Origin of the sequence: Paenibacillus sp. VMFN-D1, assembly GCF_003386155.1 — a bacterium.
In the GTDB taxonomy this organism is placed as follows: Bacteria; Bacillota; Bacilli; order Paenibacillales; family Paenibacillaceae; genus Paenibacillus_AQ; species Paenibacillus_AQ favisporus.
The window spans coordinates 1,062,585-1,080,101 of the sequence record NZ_QRDU01000001.1 but is presented as its reverse complement, the minus strand read 5'-3'; the positions used below and the strand labels follow the sequence as shown (position 1 = coordinate 1,080,101).

The 17,517-nt window shown below is 54.1% G+C and carries 18 protein-coding genes; 6 read left to right on the top strand and 12 right to left on the bottom strand.

From position 1 onward, the window contains the following. Positions 1-5: 5 nt before the first annotated feature. The 3 genes from C7820_RS05095 to C7820_RS05085 form a co-directional block, all read right to left on the bottom strand. Positions 6-740: a methyltransferase domain-containing protein gene (locus C7820_RS05095; protein WP_116230012.1), complete on the bottom strand. Its 735-nt coding sequence runs from the start codon at positions 738-740 to the stop codon at positions 6-8. Next, positions 727-1,887: a type III polyketide synthase gene (locus C7820_RS05090; RefSeq protein WP_116231638.1), complete on the bottom strand. Its 1,161-nt coding sequence runs from the start codon at positions 1,885-1,887 to the stop codon at positions 727-729. Before C7820_RS05090 ends, C7820_RS05095 begins: the two co-directional genes overlap by 14 nt. A 318-nt stretch (positions 1,888-2,205) precedes the next feature. Continuing rightward, on the bottom strand, positions 2,206-3,900 hold the full coding sequence (locus C7820_RS05085; protein ID WP_116230011.1) for a M3 family oligoendopeptidase: 1,695 nt from the start codon (positions 3,898-3,900) through the stop codon (positions 2,206-2,208). A gap of 333 nt (positions 3,901-4,233) precedes the next feature. On the opposite strand from C7820_RS05085, the gene C7820_RS05080 reads away from it, so the two are divergent. Both C7820_RS05080 and def read left to right on the top strand, forming a co-directional pair. Next, the gene (locus tag C7820_RS05080; protein ID WP_116230010.1) at positions 4,234-4,473 is read left to right on the top strand and encodes a helix-turn-helix domain-containing protein; all 240 of its coding nucleotides are present in this window, start codon (positions 4,234-4,236) and stop codon (positions 4,471-4,473) included. Positions 4,474-4,501: 28 nt separating this feature from the next. Next, entirely contained in the window at positions 4,502-5,017 is a 516-nt protein-coding gene (gene def / locus C7820_RS05075) for a peptide deformylase (RefSeq protein ID WP_116230009.1), read from the top strand. A gap of 132 nt (positions 5,018-5,149) precedes the next feature. Here def and C7820_RS05070 read toward each other — a convergent pair whose 3' ends face one another. The 5 genes from C7820_RS05070 to C7820_RS05050 form a co-directional block, all read right to left on the bottom strand. Then, positions 5,150-6,058 carry an aldo/keto reductase gene (locus C7820_RS05070; protein ID WP_116230008.1) on the bottom strand — a complete coding sequence of 303 codons (909 nt, stop codon included), beginning with the start codon at positions 6,056-6,058 and terminating at the stop codon, positions 5,150-5,152. 27 nt (positions 6,059-6,085) lie between these two features. Beyond that, complete coding sequence (locus C7820_RS05065; protein WP_181908934.1) at positions 6,086-7,339, bottom strand: DUF445 domain-containing protein; 1,254 nt, start codon at positions 7,337-7,339, stop codon at positions 6,086-6,088. Between the two features lie 203 nt (positions 7,340-7,542). Continuing rightward, positions 7,543-7,995, bottom strand: coding sequence for a signal peptidase II (gene lspA / locus C7820_RS05060; protein ID WP_258875121.1), 453 nt, complete (start codon positions 7,993-7,995; stop codon positions 7,543-7,545). A gap of 201 nt (positions 7,996-8,196) precedes the next feature. Then, positions 8,197-8,865: a sporulation-specific diadenylate cyclase CdaS gene (gene cdaS / locus C7820_RS05055; RefSeq protein WP_076171658.1), complete on the bottom strand. Its 669-nt coding sequence runs from the start codon at positions 8,863-8,865 to the stop codon at positions 8,197-8,199. Positions 8,866-8,921: 56 nt separating this feature from the next. Then, entirely contained in the window at positions 8,922-9,194 is a 273-nt protein-coding gene (locus tag C7820_RS05050) for a hypothetical protein (protein ID WP_116230005.1), read from the bottom strand. Positions 9,195-9,353: 159 nt separating this feature from the next. On the opposite strand from C7820_RS05050, the gene C7820_RS05045 reads away from it, so the two are divergent. The 3 genes from C7820_RS05045 to C7820_RS05035 all read left to right on the top strand — a co-directional run bounded on the left by C7820_RS05045 (position 9,354) and on the right by C7820_RS05035 (position 12,936). Beyond that, positions 9,354-10,586, top strand: coding sequence for an aminopeptidase (locus tag C7820_RS05045; RefSeq protein ID WP_116230004.1), 1,233 nt, complete (start codon positions 9,354-9,356; stop codon positions 10,584-10,586). A gap of 182 nt (positions 10,587-10,768) precedes the next feature. Continuing rightward, positions 10,769-11,998, top strand: coding sequence for an aminopeptidase (locus C7820_RS05040; RefSeq protein WP_116230003.1), 1,230 nt, complete (start codon positions 10,769-10,771; stop codon positions 11,996-11,998). A 173-nt stretch (positions 11,999-12,171) separates the two neighbouring features. Beyond that, the gene (locus tag C7820_RS05035) at positions 12,172-12,936 is read left to right on the top strand and encodes an SDR family NAD(P)-dependent oxidoreductase (protein WP_397334097.1); all 765 of its coding nucleotides are present in this window, start codon (positions 12,172-12,174) and stop codon (positions 12,934-12,936) included. Between the two features lie 103 nt (positions 12,937-13,039). Here the strand turns inward: C7820_RS05035 and C7820_RS05030 are convergent, their stop codons facing one another. From C7820_RS05030 to C7820_RS05020, 3 genes are read right to left on the bottom strand one after another with little or no spacing between them, the layout of a single operon-like run. Further along, positions 13,040-13,939, bottom strand: a complete 900-nt coding sequence (locus C7820_RS05030; RefSeq protein ID WP_116230002.1) for a hypothetical protein — start codon at positions 13,937-13,939, stop codon at positions 13,040-13,042. Positions 13,940-13,963: 24 nt separating this feature from the next. Then, entirely contained in the window at positions 13,964-14,662 is a 699-nt protein-coding gene (locus C7820_RS05025) for an AlkZ-related protein (RefSeq protein WP_258875120.1), read from the bottom strand. 21 nt (positions 14,663-14,683) lie between these two features. After that, complete coding sequence (locus tag C7820_RS05020) at positions 14,684-15,622, bottom strand: helix-turn-helix transcriptional regulator (RefSeq protein ID WP_116230001.1); 939 nt, start codon at positions 15,620-15,622, stop codon at positions 14,684-14,686. A gap of 292 nt (positions 15,623-15,914) precedes the next feature. On the opposite strand from C7820_RS05020, the gene C7820_RS05015 reads away from it, so the two are divergent. Then, positions 15,915-16,397, top strand: a complete 483-nt coding sequence (locus C7820_RS05015) for a zinc ribbon domain-containing protein (protein ID WP_076171647.1) — start codon at positions 15,915-15,917, stop codon at positions 16,395-16,397. A 97-nt stretch (positions 16,398-16,494) separates the two neighbouring features. Here the strand turns inward: C7820_RS05015 and C7820_RS05010 are convergent, their stop codons facing one another. Beyond that, positions 16,495-17,499: an aldose 1-epimerase gene (locus C7820_RS05010; RefSeq protein ID WP_116230000.1), complete on the bottom strand. Its 1,005-nt coding sequence runs from the start codon at positions 17,497-17,499 to the stop codon at positions 16,495-16,497. Positions 17,500-17,517 lie beyond the last annotated feature (18 nt).

Sequence of the window (17,517 nt, the reverse complement as noted above, 5' to 3'; positions counted from 1 at the left end):
CTGATTTATACTTTTCCCGTTTTATGAACAACAGCCACATAACGGAATAACGGCTTCCAGCTGTACAGCAAGTCCGCTTGAATATCCCGCTCCTGCAGCCGCTGTCTCAGCCTGATCCAATCGGATGACTTGAAACCCTTCGCTACCGACAGGGGCCCGTCATGCCGTATATAACGGTTGCCTGAAACCAGGTGCGCCACGACCCAAACGGCGGACCACGAAATCCAGTGCCGGTGAATATCGCTGATCACGACGCCCAGACGGGATGCCTTCAGCATCTGTCCCACCACTTCGGGAAGCCGGACGTCGTCAAAGTGGTGAAGGAACTGCGATGACATGACGATATCGGCGCTGCCTTCCGGAAGGTCAAACAAATCGCAACGTCTGACCGTAATATTCGGTACCCCCTGATACAGGTTTCTGGCCTCCTCGCAGGCTTCTTCCGTAATGTCCACTAATGTAATCCGGACATCGACCCCGTTTCGGGCAGCCCAGCGCAGAATGCGGCGGTTCACATCTCCCGAGCCGGCGCCAATATCCAGCACCAATACCCTGTCCGGTCGGCCGGATTGACGCCACAACCGCTTGAACCCGTATAAGGATGGAGACGAAGCACCAAAGATCCGGTTCAGCCTTCGTAAATGGCGCAGCGCTTCCAGCAGCTCGTCGCCGCCCGTGCTGAAGTCGTCCATGTATTCTTCTTCCATGGCCCGCCGGTTTAACCGCTTAAAGGCCGGCATACTCATAACTTGACTCCCGTTTCGTAACGAATGAAGGAACATACGTAAATCGAAGGAGTTCTGCAGTCAAGCCCGGGCCAAACGCCAGGGCCACTCCGGACCGTTCACCCTCGCCTTGTTCCCTCAAACGCTCTCTCATTCCTTTTAATACGAACAGCAGCGTCGCCGAGGATAAATTCCCGAAGTCCCGCAGCACGTTCCGGCTGAATTCGGTCTGGCTGTCCTCCAGCCCGAACAAATCCTGGACGGCATCTACGATGCCCCGTCCTCCCGGATGAATCGCCCATAACGGCGGAAGTGCTCCTCCGTCCAGCAGCCGGTCCACTTCATCCCGCAGGAACGTTCTGAGCAGCTTGGGGATATTGGGGGAGAGGTATAAATCAAAACCGGTGTCCCCGACCTCCCAAATCATTTCGTCTGCAGAGCCCGGAAGGAGCACAGAGTGTCCTCCGCCGAGTTCGAACCCTCCCTGTTGGTCGGCTTGGCCGGAACTGACGATACATGCCGAAGCCCCGTCCCCAAAAAATGAAGCGCCGAACAAGGCTTCACGGGATCCCGAAGGCTGCAAATGGATGGTGCACAGTTCGACGCAAACGATGAGCACCGTCGCGGCCGGGCTCGCAGACACGATTTGCTGTGCTAACTGAATCGCCCTCAAACCGGCGGCGCAGCCTTGAAAGGTAAGCGGGATCCGCTGAATCCGCGCAGACAATCCAAGCCGATGAATCAAGGCGGTGTCTAATCCGGGAAGAAATTGACCGGTGCAGCTTACCGTCAGAATGTGAGTGATTCCGGAAGCCTCCACTCCCGCATCGCGCATAGCTTCTTCCGCCGCCTTCTCCGCCAAAGGGACCGATTCTCTCCGGTACACCTCCATCCGCTTGGAGGTCGAAGGAGCAGCCTGCTGCTTGTCCATGGACAGATACGTGCACTGATCGGCAGGTTTGAGGAAATCCTCCTCACAGGTGTACCTGACCTGGACTCCACATTGCTTAAATATTCTTTTCGCCCACCTTAGCGCGTGGGGATCTTCCCTTAACGAAGCTTCGATTTTGGCAAATACGTCATCCTGGCAAAGGCGGTGAGGCGGAAGCGCGGTACCGATGCCCTGAATCATTGCCCTGCCTGCACCATGTTCACTGACCATCGTCAAAAGATCACCTCCATTCATTCATTTACGTCCCATTTACGCACATAAGCCTTAGAACAAGTATATTCACCGTAATAACGCATATGCTCCGTGAGGACAAATACCTGTTTGCCTGCTTTAGGTGGTATAAACCGGAAGGATCGCTTTGTACAGAAGTCTCCGGCTTAAAAGGGAAGACACCCTCCTGCTACTGATGCTTACCCGATTCCGGTCAGCGGAAAACGTGTGCACCAAAATTACGTCATACACAAAAAGCAGGCATGGGGCTCATCCCCAATGCCTGCTTTCTACATTTTTATTCGCAAGTATTTCATTTTACAGCGCTTTGTCGTCCACGCTGTTCAACCAGTTCTCAATGACGCCGATCACCGAAGCGACGGTGCCGTCTTTAAACGGCGACTGCAGTCCGGCAAGCTCCACAAGTCCGGTAAAGGAACGGGATCCTCCCGCCTGGCACAGTCTCAGGTAATCCGCCCAAGCCGCTTCGCGGTCCTCGTTCATCTTTTTCCAGAACTGGAACGCGCAAATTTGCGCCAGCGTATAATCGATGTAATAGAATGGCGCCTGGAAGATGTGCCCCTGTTTGTGCCAGAAGCCGCCCCGTTCCAGGTATTCGTTGTCCGGGTACTGCCGGTGCGGCAAATACTTCTTCTCGATTTCGCGCCAAGCGCTTTTGCGCTCCTCCGGCGTCGCGTCCGGATTCTCATACACGAAGTGCTGGAATTCGTCGACGGATACCCCGTATGGAATGAAGAGAAGCGCACTGGACAGATGGTCAAAATGGTATTTCTCCGTGTCTTCCTTAAAGAAGTTCTCCATCCACGGCCACGTGAAGAACTCCATGCTCATGGAATGGATTTCGGCCGATTCATACGTAGGCCACAGGTATTCCGGCACCTGATAATGACGGCTGGAATAGACCTGGAAGGCGTGGCCGGCTTCGTGCGTGAGAACGTCAATATCTCCGGAAGTGCCGTTGAAATTGGAGAAAATGAACGGCGATTCGTATTTGCTGATAAACGTGCAGTATCCGCCGCTTTGTTTGCCCTTTTTGCTGACGAGATCCATCAGCTCCCGGTCGACCATGAATTTGAAAAATTCGTCGGTTTCCGGAGACAGCTCCGCGTACATCTTCTTCCCTTGCTCCAGAATCCAGTCCGCATCCCCTTTTGGCGTCGCGTTCCCGGTCTTGAAGCTGAAATTGTCGTCATAGATCCGCAGGGAATCGACGCCGATCCGCTCGCGCTGGCGTTCCTTCAGCTTCTGGGCTACGGGTACGATGTGTTCCAGCACTTGCTTCCGGAAGTTGGCCACCATGTCGGCGTCATAGTCCGTACGGTTCATGCGAATGTAGGCAAGCTCAACATAATTTTTATATCCGAGCTTTTGAGCCATGCGCGTCCGGGTTTTCACGAGTTCATCGTAGATCCGGTCAAAATCCTGCTCATGCTCCGCCATGAAGGAATATCTCGCTTCCGACGCTCTCCGGCGCAGGTCGCGGTCCGGCGACAGCTCAAACGGCAGCAGCTGGGACAGCGTCCGCTCCTCGCCTTCGAACGGAATCTTCGCAGAAGCGATGAGCTGACTGTACTCGGTGGCCAGCTTGTTATTGAGCTGCATATCCTCGATGATATCCGGATGGAAGGCCTTAAGCGCCAGCTCGGCAAGCTTGAACAGTTGCGTTCCCCACTTGGCTTCGAGTTCACTTCTGAATTTGGACTCTACCAGCGCTTTATAATAATCGGTTATGTATTCTTGATAGACCGGACTTGCTTCATCGATGTATTCTTGTTCGGCCTTGTAAAATTCATCGTTCGTATCGATGGAATGGCGAATGACGGCAATCTCTGCCATGCTTTCGAATTCGCTGCGCAGCTTGTTGATATCGGACATGGCCTTGTCCTGCTCTTCAAAGGAAGCCGCCTGCTCGAACTGCTGGATCAGTTGTTTAAACCGTTGTTCAATTTCTTTCACGTCTGGCCGCTTGTATTCGTACTCGCTGAACTTCATGCATCACGCATCCCTTCTTGATTGGCTTTCGTTACCATTATACTAGAGAATCAGGCTTAGACAACAGATACGTCAAAAATAATTTAATGTTCGTGAAAGCACTTCCCGTTAGTCAAAATTCTACAAGCTTCCCTACATGGAATGGCTATATTTTACAGAGGAATCCATAACAAGGTTTCGAGAATTTCCAACAATAACGGCCCATTATGCTTATATCCTCGTTCTTCCCTTCTGCCAACGATTATGTTATATTAGTTCGTACCTAAAAATATTAGGCATCACCTAAATGATTGGATATACATATACTGAACGTACAAAGGTGGTTTGAAAGCGATGCTCATATGGATGCTGCGCCAAGTGATGGCAGAACGCGGAATTTGGACGGGAGCCGCACTGGCCCGTCTACTGAAGGACAAAGCCGGCTACGAGCTGTCTCCCCCCTCGATCAGCGCCCTGTTGAACAGCAATCCGAAGCAGATAAAAGCCGATACGATGGATGCGCTGTGCACAGCTCTCGACTGCACTCCTAGCGACTTATGGCATCATACCCCATCGGACGTTAGAGGGGCCTAGACGTTTATTGAAACTGGAGGTAACAAGCATGTCGGAAAAAGAAATTCTTCCCTTCGGAGATCCGATTCTCCGCAAAAAAGCCAAACCCGTTACGGAAATAACGCCGAGAATTCACAAGCTGCTGGATGATATGGCGGATACCCTGTACGCGGAAGAAGGCAGAGCCGGCCTGGCCGCACCGCAGATCGGCATTCTCCGCAGGGTGATCGTCATGGACTGCGGGGACGGGCTCGTTGAGCTGATCAATCCGGTGCTGCTGGAGCAGTCCGGAGAGCAGACCGGACCGGAAGCCTGCTTATCCTACCCCGGGTATACCGGTATCGTGAAGCGGGCGAAATACGTGAAGATCAGTACGTTAACCCGTGAGGGCAAAACGATTCTGATGGAGGCAGAGGATTATTTGGCACGCTGCATTCAGCATGAGATGGACCATCTCGACGGGATTTTGTACATCGACCATATCCAAAACGGGGAGCTGTTTGTCAATCGGACGGAACGCAGAGCGGATTTGATGGCTGCCTTAAAGCTGACTCAGAACGTTTAGCTGCACTTCTATGCTCTTATTGACATCCCATAAAGTCCCTTTATAAGTCCACACATATGAAAAAATAAGGAGCTGTCCAAAGGTCATTCACGACCCGGGGACGGCTCCTTTTTATAAAGAAAAATAATGTGATTAACGGTGCACTGAATACTGATTAGCCTTACTAAAGCTTCGGATCCGTTCGATCTCCTCTTCAGTGAGCGCCGGAGCGTCTCCAGCCGCAGTATTGTGGATCAGCTGCTCCAGGGAGCTTGCTCCCGCGATGGCCGTCGCCACGACCGGATTCGCCAAGGCGTACCGGATCGCGGTCTGCCCCATACTCCGGTCATTCTTGACCAGGCGCTGCAATTGCTCGCGGATCTGGATCAGTTCGTCGGGGCTGTAATCCAGATACCCCTTCGCCACTTTCGCTCCGCCCTGCTCGGTCAGGACACCGGAAGCCACCGGACCGCGGGCGATGACACTGATACGGTTATCGGCCAGTAAAGGCAGCACCTCTTCCTCCGGGCGGCGGTCCAGAATGCTGTACTGGCTCATGACGCTGACGATTCCGGAACGCTTTACGTATTCCCGGATCACGTTTGGACGGATCGACGAAATACCGTAATAGCGGATCACGCCCTCCTGCTTCAGCTCCTCAAACGCCTCGATCGTCTCGTCAATCGGATCGTCCAGCGTACCGCCATGGAGCTGGTACAGATCAATATAATCCGTTTGGAGACGGCGAAGGCTTTCTTTTACCGCAGAGCGGATATACGCTTTGGAAGGGTCCCATACCCAGCCTTCTTTACCGGGAATTCTCCGGTTTCCTACCTTCGTCGCCAGAACAACGTCCTGCCGGCGCCCGCGGATCGCCTTACCGACAATTTCCTCGTTTCTGCCGCTGTCGTAAAGATCCGCGGTGTCCAAAAAATTCACGCCCCGCTCCAGCGCCGCGTGAACGATTCGCTCAGCCTGCGCCTCATCGGTTCCCAAGGACATGCAGCCCAGCCCGATCTCGCTGATGTTCAGTTCTGATGTTCCCAATTGGTTCCTTTTCATTATTCTCACCTGTCCCTTCCCCTGAAATTACCCGTTTAAAATCAACAAATGAATGGCGCTCAGCACGATGCCGATCACGAATCCGCAAATCGCGCCGTTGACCCGGATCCACTGCAGGTCGCTGCCTACCTTCTCCTCCAGCATGTTGACGAGCGACTGATCGTCCAGCTTGTCCAGATTTTCCCGTACCAGCACGCCGATTCGGTAATAATTGGATTCCACCAGCTGAACGATCATTGCCAGAACCCCTTGTTCCCACCGGTGGGTAAGCTCTTCCTTGGATTGCAACAAATCATGGCACCAGCGGAACAGACGAATCCATATACGCCCGCCGCGCTCCCGTTCGGCTTCCATCCACAGCAGCAGACGTTCACGCAAATGGTTCAGCTGGCCGGCAATCCATGCTTCCGCGTTCTCAGAGCTCAGCTTGTCATCCAGCCAACCCTTTACGCGGCTTTCCGTTTCCGGACTGTCGGCTACTTGGGCCAAACGCTCCCGGATGCCTTTGACAACCCGTTCCCGGTATGGACTTTCCGGATTCGCCACTTCCAGCAATGCCGAGAGGATCAGCTTCTTCAGAATCGCTCCCATTTTCTCCTCGTTCATAAAGCCAAGCATTGCCTGAACGGCAAAGCCCTTCATTCCTCCAAGCTGAAGCTCATCCAGTTTGGCATGCGCCAGCTTGCCGAGCATCGTTTCGTTGTCCGGGTTGTTCACCCATTCTGCGGCGTACAGCAGTCCGTAGTCCAATACCTTCTCGTCCAGCTGGTGCGCTTCCGTCTCTTTGACCACACGGTTTAACAATTCGGTGATGTTCCGGCTATGGATGTACCGAAGCACCATGTCCCGGATGTGCGGGGCCGCTTTCTCCAGCGGCAGTTCGCGAACGGCCTGCTCCAGCGAAGACAGGAGCTTCATGCGGACCTCTTTCCGCCGGATCAGCTTGAACAGCCCGGTCGACACAGACTGGAACAGCTTCATCTGCCGTAGTCTGGACGTGATGCTTTCCTTATTCAGAAGTTCGGTTTCCAATGCAGAAATGAGCGAATTGACAATTTTGTTGCGGTTTTTGAGCAGCAGCGACGTGTGTGGGATCGGAACCCCCATCGGATGGCGAAACAAGGCGGTGACCGCGAACCAGTCGGCAAATCCGCCGACGAGTCCGGCTTCAAAGCCTCCCAGCAGCAGCTTAACCCACGAATTTTGCGGCAGGAAAAGCATGACGAGAAAGCCCGCACCCATAACAGCCAGGGAATACCCGGCCAAATATCTGGATTTCAATCTGCATACCCCCATATGTACGTATACCATGATGGCGTCGATTCGAATTACTTCAATGACCGATCACGCTATCAAACTATTAACCATATTGTAGCCCATTTGTTTCTTTTACAGCCGAAAATCCCGGGCTCGCGAAAAACTCCCGGCTTCCCGGGAGTCTGCTGTCTGCACATCATGATTCCAGATGTCCGGCTAATAGGGCATCAGGAATAAGACTGCTTGGGCTCGCGGCGAAAAATCACGGACAGAATAATGGCCACGATGCCGATATTAATCGCGATATCCGCGATATTCATAATGCCTGTCATGCGGCCGAGGACGATAAAATCGGTAACCTTGCCGAACAGCACCCGGTCGATCGCATTGCCGATCGCCCCGCCGACGAGAAAGCCCGTGGCCAGCTCCATCCATGTCCCCTTAAGCACCCCTTTGGTCCGGTAATAGATAATGACGGCCGTAACAAACACCGCAAATACGACAAATAACTTGCCGTAGCCCTGGAACGAGCTGAATGCGGCTCCGGAATTTTGGTAGTACTCAAAATGAACGTACGGGGCAAGAAAAGGCCTCGAACCTCCGACGACCATGGATGAGCGGACCCAGAGCTTGCTCAGTTGGTCGATCGCAATGACGATCAGCGCTATGATGTAAAACATAATAATGATGCACCTCTTTCCCTCTGCGTCCGTTGTCTCATTTCCCCTTGTTCAGCGAAGGAACAAAACGGGTAGAGACGCCGATGCCGGCCCTTTCTAATGGAGCCATGCAGCATGCCTGTATGTCCATTATGCGTCAGATCGCTCTGCGTACACAAGTTTGACTCCGATCCTGCAGCTGCTGGCTGCCACGAACTTGCCTCAATCCCCTCCAGGGACGGCTACATCCGGGCTGAACACCGGCCGCGAATCCATTTCCCCCGGGCGTACCGGATAGAGCGTTCCGTTCAGGGCAAAAGAAACCCTGCCCGTCTCCTCTGAAACGACAAGGATCAGCGCATCGCATATTTCTGACAGCCCCAACGCGGCCCGGTGACGGGTTCCAAGTTTCCCCTCGCGCAGCGCTTTGGAAACCGGGAGCACATTGCCGGCGGAGACGATTTGGTTCTTGTCGACCAGCACCGCCCCGTCGTGCAGCGGTCCCCCGGGATAAAAAATCGATTCCAGCAGGGTATGCGACACGTCTGCCCCGACCGGTATGCCGGAATGCACCAGCGGCGGGAGCGCATCGTTTCTTTTGACGACGATGAGCGCCCCGTGATTCCGCTCCGACAGATGCTGCAGCGCTGTGGACAATGCTACGTAGCGATCTGTATAAGGCGACAGATACGCATTCAGATAATAGGATGCGGCCGTCATCTGCATGTCGGTAAAGACGCTGTGGATCTGCTCAAACTCATTCAGAATGCAGCATTCCTTCTGGTCGATCGTCGCCAGCATGCTCTCGATTTCCGCCTTAATAGTGGACAGGCTCTTTTTCAGATGGACCTGTATCGTTTCAGACAGACCCAGCTCATCTTCATTGTTCACGTCGGCTCACCTTTCCTTATGACTTAAAATATAGACTGCTCCGTCCAGCCTTCCGACTATTCGCCGTCTTCCATCGTATCCATCGCGGCATCAAGCAGCGCATCAAACAGGTCGTCGTCCTCTTCCAGCCGCGCATCGGCCTGAAGCATCTCCTCTTCGATGCCCGATTCGTCCGCATAGTTCAGGCTGTAATCCCAATCATCGCCCTTCTTGCTGAAAAAGGTAACCTCATACTTGGACTTATGCCCCTCCAAAGTAAAAATGGTGTGCCCCACGTAGTGTCGTTCCTCGTCCAGCTTCATCCCGGCTTCGATAATTGTAAAGTCCATGAATCCATTGCTCCTTCTAAGTGGTGTATTTGATACTATAGTATACCATGAAGGCGGCCGTTTCCATCAAACGGCAGAGCTTAGGTTTTCATTATGCGGAACAATTTAGTACAATACTACTTGTGTCAGTTGATAACCAGTATCTGGAGGGATGAATCCATGACCGATTTCATCAGTCAATTAAACAAATATGCCGATCTTGCCGTCCGTGTAGGCGTCAACGTCCAGAAGGGCCAAACGCTGGTCGTCAACGCATCGATCCAGTCGGCGGAATTTGTGCGCTTAATCGTGGAAAAAGCATATGATGCGGGCGCCAAGCTCGTCAAAGTCAATTGGAGCGACGAAATCGTTACCCGTCTGCAGTATGAACGGGCCGACGATGAAGTCTTCGCGACTCCACCGAAATGGTTTGCAGGGGAAATGATCGAACTCGTGGAAAACGGGGCAGCCTTACTGCACGTGATTGCCGAGAACCCGGATCTGCTGAAGGGGATCAAGCAGGAACGGATCGCCATGAACCAAAAAACACGCGGCCAGGCGATGGCACCTTACCGTGCTTACCAGCAGGCAGACAAGTTCAGCTGGTCAATCGTGGCTGTCCCTTCGCCGGAATGGGCTGCAAAGGTGTTCCCTGATGCCCCCGAATCTGAACGGGTGCAGAAGCTGTGGGAAGCGATTTTCCATACGGTGCGCATCGATCAGGAAGACCCGGTCGGTGCCTGGAAGCAGCATCTGGCCACATTGGAGGAAAAATCGAACATCCTGAACGCCAAAAAATATAAGAAGCTCCACTATATCGCACCGGGAACCGATCTGACCATCGAGCTTCCGGAAGGACATATCTGGGCAGCCGGCGAGAGTATCAACGAGAAAGGACACAGCTTCGTCGCCAATATGCCGACCGAGGAAGTGTTCACCGCGCCGCTGAAGACGGGCGTAAACGGCACGGTTCGAAGCACCAAGCCGCTGAGCTATGGAGGCAACATCATCGACAACTTCTCCATTACATTTGAGAATGGCCGGATCGTAGGCGTCAGCGCCGAACAGGGACAGGAAACGCTGGAGCATCTCGTCGAAATGGACGAAGGCGCGCACTACCTCGGCGAGGTCGCGCTGGTTCCGCATCAATCACCGATTTCCGAGTCGAACATTTTGTACTTCAATACACTTTTTGACGAAAACGCCTCCAACCATTTGGCGATCGGCAGCGCCTACGCCTTCTGTGTTGAAGGCGGCAAGGACATGAATCAGGAGCAGCTTGCTGAGCGCGGTCTGAACACAAGCGTGACCCATGTCGACTTTATGATCGGCTCGGGGGAAATGGACATTTTCGGCGTTAACGATGACGGTTCGGAAGAGCCTGTATTTAAAAACGGAAACTGGGCATTTTAAGGACTGACTCCAATCGGTCCATTAATGCTGTGAATCCTTGTTCTGCATACGATGAAATATTGGAGCCGCAAGAGCCTTCCTGAAGCGATGACAGGAGGGCTCTTTTGTAGTCAGGTGTTTTATTTATCCAGTGGTTAATTTATAATGGGGAAGAATTGAATACATATGTGGAGGTAGAGCCTATGCTCTCGTTCGAAGACAAATTAAACAATTATGCCGAGCTTGCCGTCAAAATCGGTGCAAACGTGCAGCCCGGACAAACGCTGGTCGTGAATGCAACGATCGACGCCGCCCCGCTCGTTCGCCTGATCGTCCGCAAGGCGTATGAGATCGGCGCCAAGCTCGTCAAAGTCAATTATACCGACGAGGCGGTCACCCGGCTCCGGTACGATCTAGCACCGGCGGAATCTTTCCTTGAAGCCCCGACTTGGTATGCGGGCGAAATGACCGAGCTCGCTGAGAACGGAGCCGCTTTCCTGACCGTTCTCTCCTCCAGTCCCGACCTGCTCAAAGGAGTAGAGCCTGGAAGAATCGCCGATTATCAGCGCACCTATGGTCAGGCGATGGCGAAATACCGCCAGTTTCAGCAGGCGGATAAAATGAGCTGGACGGGCGTTGCTTTCCCTTCCCCGGACTGGGCCGCGAAGGTGTTCCCGGATGCGCCGAAGGATCAGCAGGTCGGCAAACTGTGGGACGCTATCTTCCATGCATGCCGTGCGGACCGCGAGGATCCGATCGCCGCTTGGGAAGAGCATATTGATAGGCTGCAGCAAAAATCGGATGAGCTGAACGCCAAAAAATATCAAAAGCTGCATTTTACGGCACCGGGCACGGATCTGACGATCGAGCTTCCCGAAGGCCATATTTGGGCCCAGGCGGGCAGCGTCAATGAGCAGGGTACGACGTTTGTCGCCAACATCCCGACCGAAGAGGTGTTCACCGCTCCGCTCAAAACCGGCGTGAACGGAACCGTCAGCAGCACCAAACCGCTCAGTTACGGCGGCAACATCATCGACCGCTTTACGCTGACATTCGAAAACGGCCGTATCGTAGATTACAAAGCGGAAGAAGGCCAGGACACGCTCGCACGCCTGATCGAGATGGACGAAGGCTCTCACTACCTTGGCGAGGTAGCCCTTGTTCCTTTCCAATCTCCGATTTCACAAAGCAATATCCTGTACTATACGACTTTGTATGATGAGAATGCTTCCTGCCACCTGGCAATCGGCAGCTCTTACGCCTTCAATATACAGGGTGGTAAGACGATGTCCCAGGACGAGCTTGAGTCCCATGGCATGAACCAGAGCATCACACACGTCGACTTCATGATGGGTTCTCCCGAAATGAACATTACCGGAATCACCCATGATGGCAAAGAAGAGCCGGTGTTTGTCAACGGAAACTGGGCTTAATTCTCTGGAAGCACCCTTGACGGTCGCATGACCGACGGGGTGCTTTTTTGTATTTACAAAACGTTCCCTCTCCCCACCTCCCGTTCAGGTATAATCATGGATTCCATTTGACGCTCCAGGGTGCCGGTGGTACGATTTGTACGAATTCACCTACCATGGAGAGGAGCAGTTTGATGATATCCATAGATCTTACGGGGAAAACCGCTTTGATCACCGGCGCCTCGGGCCAGCTTGGACGGGTCATGGCCCGTACACTGGCCCGTGCCGGAGCCGATGTGGCCGTCCACTACCGCGGCAACGAACAGAAAGCGCTGGAGCTGAAGCAGGAAATTGAGGCGCTGGGCCGGCGCTGCATCGCCGTTCAAGCCGACATCACCGATGCCCAATCGGTTACGGCGATGAGAGACCGCCTGCTGGGAGAGTGGCAGGCGATTGACATCGTTGTCGCAAACGCTGTCATTCAGTATGAATGGACCAGCGTGCTGAACCAGCCGGCCGAGGATTACCGGAGCCAGTTCGAATCCTGCGTGCTGCAGAACGTCCTTTTGGCCAAAGCCTTCATCCCGGCCATGATCGAGCGCAAGCAGGGGCGGATGATCGGCATCAACACCGAGTGCTCCATGCAGAACTTCCCCGGCCAGTCCGCTTACGTTGCCGGCAAGCGCGGTATGGACGGTGTCTACCGCGTGCTTGCAAAGGAGGTCGGCGAGCATAACATTACGGTCAATCAGGTCGCTCCCGGGTGGACCATCAGCGACCGTGACCGGGAGAATAACACCGAGGTCAGCGAAGGGTATTCGAGCAGCGTTCCTCTCAAGCGCCGGGGCACCGACCAGGAAATTGCCAATGCAGTACTGTTCCTGGCGTCCGACTTGTCGAGCTTTATCACCGGGGCTTACATTCCGGTGAACGGCGGCAATGTCATGCCGGCCATTTAGATGCTACATACTAAACTTTATCAAAGCGTGGACAGTAAAAGGACAGCCGGATGCTGTCCTTTTGCTTTTTTGCCATATATCATTCCGATACGAAATGACGCTGCTACAGCCTGCCGTATGCCCGCAGCGTGATCAGCCGGTTAACCGTGATCAGCCCCCGCCATTCCGCTCCATTGCCCGGACTGATGGATGGGAAAGACACCTTCCATCCGCCATCCGCCTCCTGTTGTTCTTCCAAATCGTCCAGGTGACGCTCGATATCCGCCGGGGAGATCAGTTCAGCGGCGTAGCTGGCCGGAACAGGCGCCCAGTCCAGCACTTTGTGGACATAGCCTTCCGCGCGGGGGTCAAGCTCAATGACGCCCGGCTGCCGGAGCCAGCGATTCAGCTCCTCCTGCATCGCTGAGGCCCTTCCCCGATCGGGAGCATATTGCAAAAAGGTGATGCATTGGTGGAGGTCATGATAATCCGTCTGATCTGCCTGGGGAATCCGGTTCCAGATGAATTCCGCGCTTCGCGTGAACCATTCCTCTTGCTTGAAATCGTTCACGGCCGTCTGCTTGTAGAGCAGACCGAGAATATTTCCGGTTGGATTCAGCGATGCCTGCTGGTCGTCTTCCGTTATCCACCAAGGAGCATGCGGGGCGTCATTAACGGAAAGCAGTGCCCGGGGGAAACCGCCTGTGTCCGGGATGGTGATCGATTTGAGATATGATACGATCCCTTCGATGATATCCGCATCAAAACGGTTCGCCTCGTCCATGACCCAGAGTGCCTGCTCCACCGCTACAGGCTGGCTTGCGGATGTACGCATGTCAGGCTCCAGGGCATTGCCGAACCCGCCGTCAGGGTTCTGATAGGCTTTGAGCGCAGCAATAACCCCATCCGCGGATCCTCCTTCGAACCCCATTTCATAACGACGCCGGTCCAGCAGCCGCGCATTGGCAAGCACGAATGCTCTGGCTTTTTCCAGACGGGCTGACCTTCCTTCCTTTGCTCCCATCAACAGTTCCTCCTTTAATTCTGATTAACGGATGCCGAACGCTTTATGCATGTACGCTACAGCTTCCGGTGTACATGCATCCTCCATTTTCAACTTCAGTTCAGACTGCGCCTGCTCCCTCGTTCCCCGGAACCGCTCGATACCATATTGATGCATCCAATCCCGTGTTGTCTGGTAGGAGGTGCTGCTCCAGCCGTTTTTCTCTCCGAGCAGGTTACGCTTCTCCTTGACACCGGAAATGACGATGGAGAGCTGCCCCTGAAGCTCCGCCAGCGCTTGATCAAACTCCTTTTTCCGGTCCGGTGATTTCATGCCCGCGCGGGCCCGCAGCTCCCTCGTCTCGATCCCTTCGTCATCCCGGATCAGCTGGTACAACTCCCATGCCGGCTTGGATAGCAAGCCGTCCCGGTATCGCTTTTCGGGATCCTCTTCACTACCAAGCAGCCGCAGCACCAGCGGAAACCAATCCGCCGCGATCAGCACCGCCTTCTTTTTGATGAATTTGCCGTAAGCCGCCGTCCCGTCACCGGGAAACCGGGCGCGCCACAGCCAGGGATCCCGTTCGGTTCCCGTATGCCAATTCTCCTTGGGAGTGACCCCGTCCAGGGATGGATGTCCCGGAATCAAGCCGGCCAGCGGCAGGATGCCGACACGGGCGATTAAATCGCACGCGTCCTCGTACCGTTCAATGTGCATCGGTTTTTGTTCATTTTCCTTGAGCACCTGATCATCTCCTCCAACGTCTTATGTATGGTCTTGCTCATACGCAGCCAGCAAACCCGCAGCCTTGGCGCAAACCTCCCGGCGAAGAGCCTCGGGCTCAAGCACCTCCGCCTCCGTACCAAGCGCGTAAAAAAGCTGCACGGCCCAATGCCACTCCGACACCGGCAGATGAAAATCCGCCAGCCACTCTTCGTTTCCGACCGCGCTGATTTTCTCTCCGACATGCTCGTCCCGCTCGACCTGAAGCATTCCGCGGTAGGTCAGCTTCGCCCGGATATGGACCGTCTGCGGCTCCGACTTTCCTCGAGGACGATCGCCATCGCCTTCACCCACTTCAGGCGAGTCTTCCGGGCGAAGCTCCGTCATCCGGTCGATCCGGAAGATCCGCTGCTCCCCGTGGGTTTGCGAGTAGGCATCACAGTACCAAAACCCGTTGGCGGCGTAAATCCTCAGCGGATGGATCAGCAGCCTGCGGCGGTTGTTCATCGAATGGTAAAACACCGATACCCATTGATTGCTGGAGGCATAATCCAGCAGTTCGTTCAAGTGCGGAACGGTATACTTACGCTTGGGCACCTCCACTTCCAGGCGATCCAGCATCGGATGGACCGTCTCCGCAGTTTCCCGTGGAAGAATGGCCTTGATTTTGTCCATTACGGTCCACCGCTCCGAATTGAACGGCGTGTCCGCATAACGGGTCAGCCCTTCCAGCGCGAACAGCAGGCAGAGGGCTTCGCGGGAATTGAGCTGCAGCGGCGGCAGTTGATAGCCCTCCATCAGATAATATCCGCCTTGGGGGCCGCTCACCGCGGCAAGGGGGACGCCCATTTCGGAGAGGGCCTGCATATCCCGCAAAATGGTCCTCCGCGACACTTCAAGCTTGGCGGCGAGCCCTGCGGCCGTCAGATTTCCCTGCTGAAGCGCGATGAGTATCGCCATCAGGCGGTCCATACGGTTCATGTTTTTCACCTCTTCACGCTGTAGAATCATTGTATCAGCCTATTGGTGACAGCTTGGATGTCACTAATGTTTGGCCGAATTTTCTTTTTTAATATGATGCAAAAGTTGTCGAATGACGCGGTTCAGGACGCTGGCGGGACTTTCCCTTCGGCCCCGGCTCAGTTATAATGCATTGGGAAGAGCCATACAATAGCATAAAAGCGAGTCAAACGACTGGACAGGATATGAAAAGCCGCTGTGACCGACGCAGGGGCTTCATCAGAACACGGACGCAAGGAGGAGAAAACCCGTCATGTCCAACTTTTTCAACAAAATCAAGCAGGGCGTTTCGGATGCCGGCAAGAAAGCGCAGAACACGGTTGAATCCACAACCCTGAAGTTTCAAGCGGCGGCGAAGGAAAAGGAAATCGAAAAAAATTATACGGAAATCGGCCGTATCGTCCATCAGTCTTTGGAGAAACCGGACGGCACGATCCCCAGCGCGGAGATCCAGAAATACCGGGAGGCCATTTTTGCCTTGGAAGAAGAAGTGGAAGAGCTGCAGCGGAAAATCCAGCATCTGCAAAACCTGAAGGAATGCGGATGTGGCAAAATGCTTCCCGCGGACGCAACCTACTGTCCGTTCTGCGGACAGCAGTTCCATACGGTGGTCGTTCAGCCGGCAGCCGTTTCGAGCTCAATTCCAAAAAGCGCCTACTGCACCAAATGCGGAGAACCGGCCTCATTTTCGGATCATTTCTGCCGCAGCTGCGGTCATAAGCTTCAGCACGAGTAATTTATCAGTAAATCAGAGAACGCCGTATCCCTCACTGCAGCAGGGACACGGCGTTTGGTCGTATTCAAGAGCGGATCAGGAAGCCCGGCCGCGATGCTTAATTTCTTTTGAGCGCATACAGAAAGCTCGTCTCTTCCCACTTCTCGCCTGGGGTCAAGCCGAACAGTCCCATTTCCTCTGCGGGAATGTTCTTGATATTCGGAGCGTTGACGAGGTTGATCTGAGGCTCAGGGCAGAAAAATTTGCCGCCGGCGAACTGGTTCCAAACCATCCAGTGCTTATAGCCGGTACCTACGTCGTAAATCAGCACGTCCCCAGTGCGTGTATCCGTGAGCTCCATCCGGTTGCGTCCGTCCTGCGGTTCAGCCGTATAATGGAAGTCCATTTCGGTGAAGTAAGGGAACACGCCTTCTCCTTTGAGCTGCTCTTCTTCCGGAGACAGCGGCTGGAAAGCGCCTGTCGGCAGCATCCGGTCATCCAGCTCACGCCGCTGGCCGATCGTAATTTTAACCCGGTAATCCTTCGCTTCGCTTCCCGGCACGAACGGGGCATTGACCGCCGTATGGAACGCCAGCAGTACAGGCATTTTTTCCTTGCCGTCATTGGTGATCGTGACCTGCTGCCGCAGCCCTTCCCGGTTCAGGGAGTATCGCAGCGTAATCGTGAAATCAAAAGGCAGATACTTTTTATACAGATGCCCTTCTCCTACGCGCTGGGACACTACGACTGCGCTTTCATAAGCGTCGCTGGTTATGTAATCCACGGTCCATGGGATCGTATGCATGTATCCGTGCAGCTGGTTGCCCGTGGCTTCTTCATTGATTGGGAACTGGTAGACTTTGCCCTCCCATTCGAATTTGCCGCCATCGTAACGGTTGGGCGGAAACAGTACCGGAATGCCGTAAACACCCGGATTCGCCTTGAAATCTTCCATTTCACCGGCTTCGGGTTCCCGCAAAAACTTGAAGTTTTGCTCGGTATCCCGGAATAAAATCAGATTGGCGCCGATCTCCGGCAGCACCGCCGCTTCGTATTTCCCATGCTTCAGCCAGATCGCCTTTTCCCCATTAAAATCGCCTTCAAATGCCGCAAATTGTGTCAACTTGTTCTCCTCCTGTTC

Bases quoted from the DNA above. Each gene is read 5' to 3' on its own strand.
- C7820_RS05095 (WP_116230012.1), bottom strand. From the start codon at position 740: ATGCCGGCCTTTAAGCGGTTAAACCGGCGGGCCATGGAAGAAGAATAC.
- C7820_RS05090 (WP_116231638.1), bottom strand. From the start codon at position 1,887: ATGGTCAGTGAACATGGTGCAGGCAGGGCAATGATTCAGGGCATCGGT.
- C7820_RS05085 (WP_116230011.1), bottom strand. From the start codon at position 3,900: ATGAAGTTCAGCGAGTACGAATACAAGCGGCCAGACGTGAAAGAAATT.
- C7820_RS05080 (WP_116230010.1), top strand. From the start codon at position 4,234: ATGCTCATATGGATGCTGCGCCAAGTGATGGCAGAACGCGGAATTTGG.
- def (WP_116230009.1), top strand. From the start codon at position 4,502: ATGTCGGAAAAAGAAATTCTTCCCTTCGGAGATCCGATTCTCCGCAAA.
- C7820_RS05070 (WP_116230008.1), bottom strand. From the start codon at position 6,058: ATGAAAAGGAACCAATTGGGAACATCAGAACTGAACATCAGCGAGATC.
- lspA (WP_258875121.1), bottom strand. From the start codon at position 7,995: ATGTTTTACATCATAGCGCTGATCGTCATTGCGATCGACCAACTGAGC.
- C7820_RS05050 (WP_116230005.1), bottom strand. From the start codon at position 9,194: ATGGACTTTACAATTATCGAAGCCGGGATGAAGCTGGACGAGGAACGA.
- C7820_RS05045 (WP_116230004.1), top strand. From the start codon at position 9,354: ATGACCGATTTCATCAGTCAATTAAACAAATATGCCGATCTTGCCGTC.
- C7820_RS05040 (WP_116230003.1), top strand. From the start codon at position 10,769: ATGCTCTCGTTCGAAGACAAATTAAACAATTATGCCGAGCTTGCCGTC.
- C7820_RS05035 (WP_397334097.1), top strand. From the start codon at position 12,172: ATGATATCCATAGATCTTACGGGGAAAACCGCTTTGATCACCGGCGCC.
- C7820_RS05030 (WP_116230002.1), bottom strand. From the start codon at position 13,939: ATGGGAGCAAAGGAAGGAAGGTCAGCCCGTCTGGAAAAAGCCAGAGCA.
- C7820_RS05020 (WP_116230001.1), bottom strand. From the start codon at position 15,622: ATGAACCGTATGGACCGCCTGATGGCGATACTCATCGCGCTTCAGCAG.
- C7820_RS05015 (WP_076171647.1), top strand. From the start codon at position 15,915: ATGTCCAACTTTTTCAACAAAATCAAGCAGGGCGTTTCGGATGCCGGC.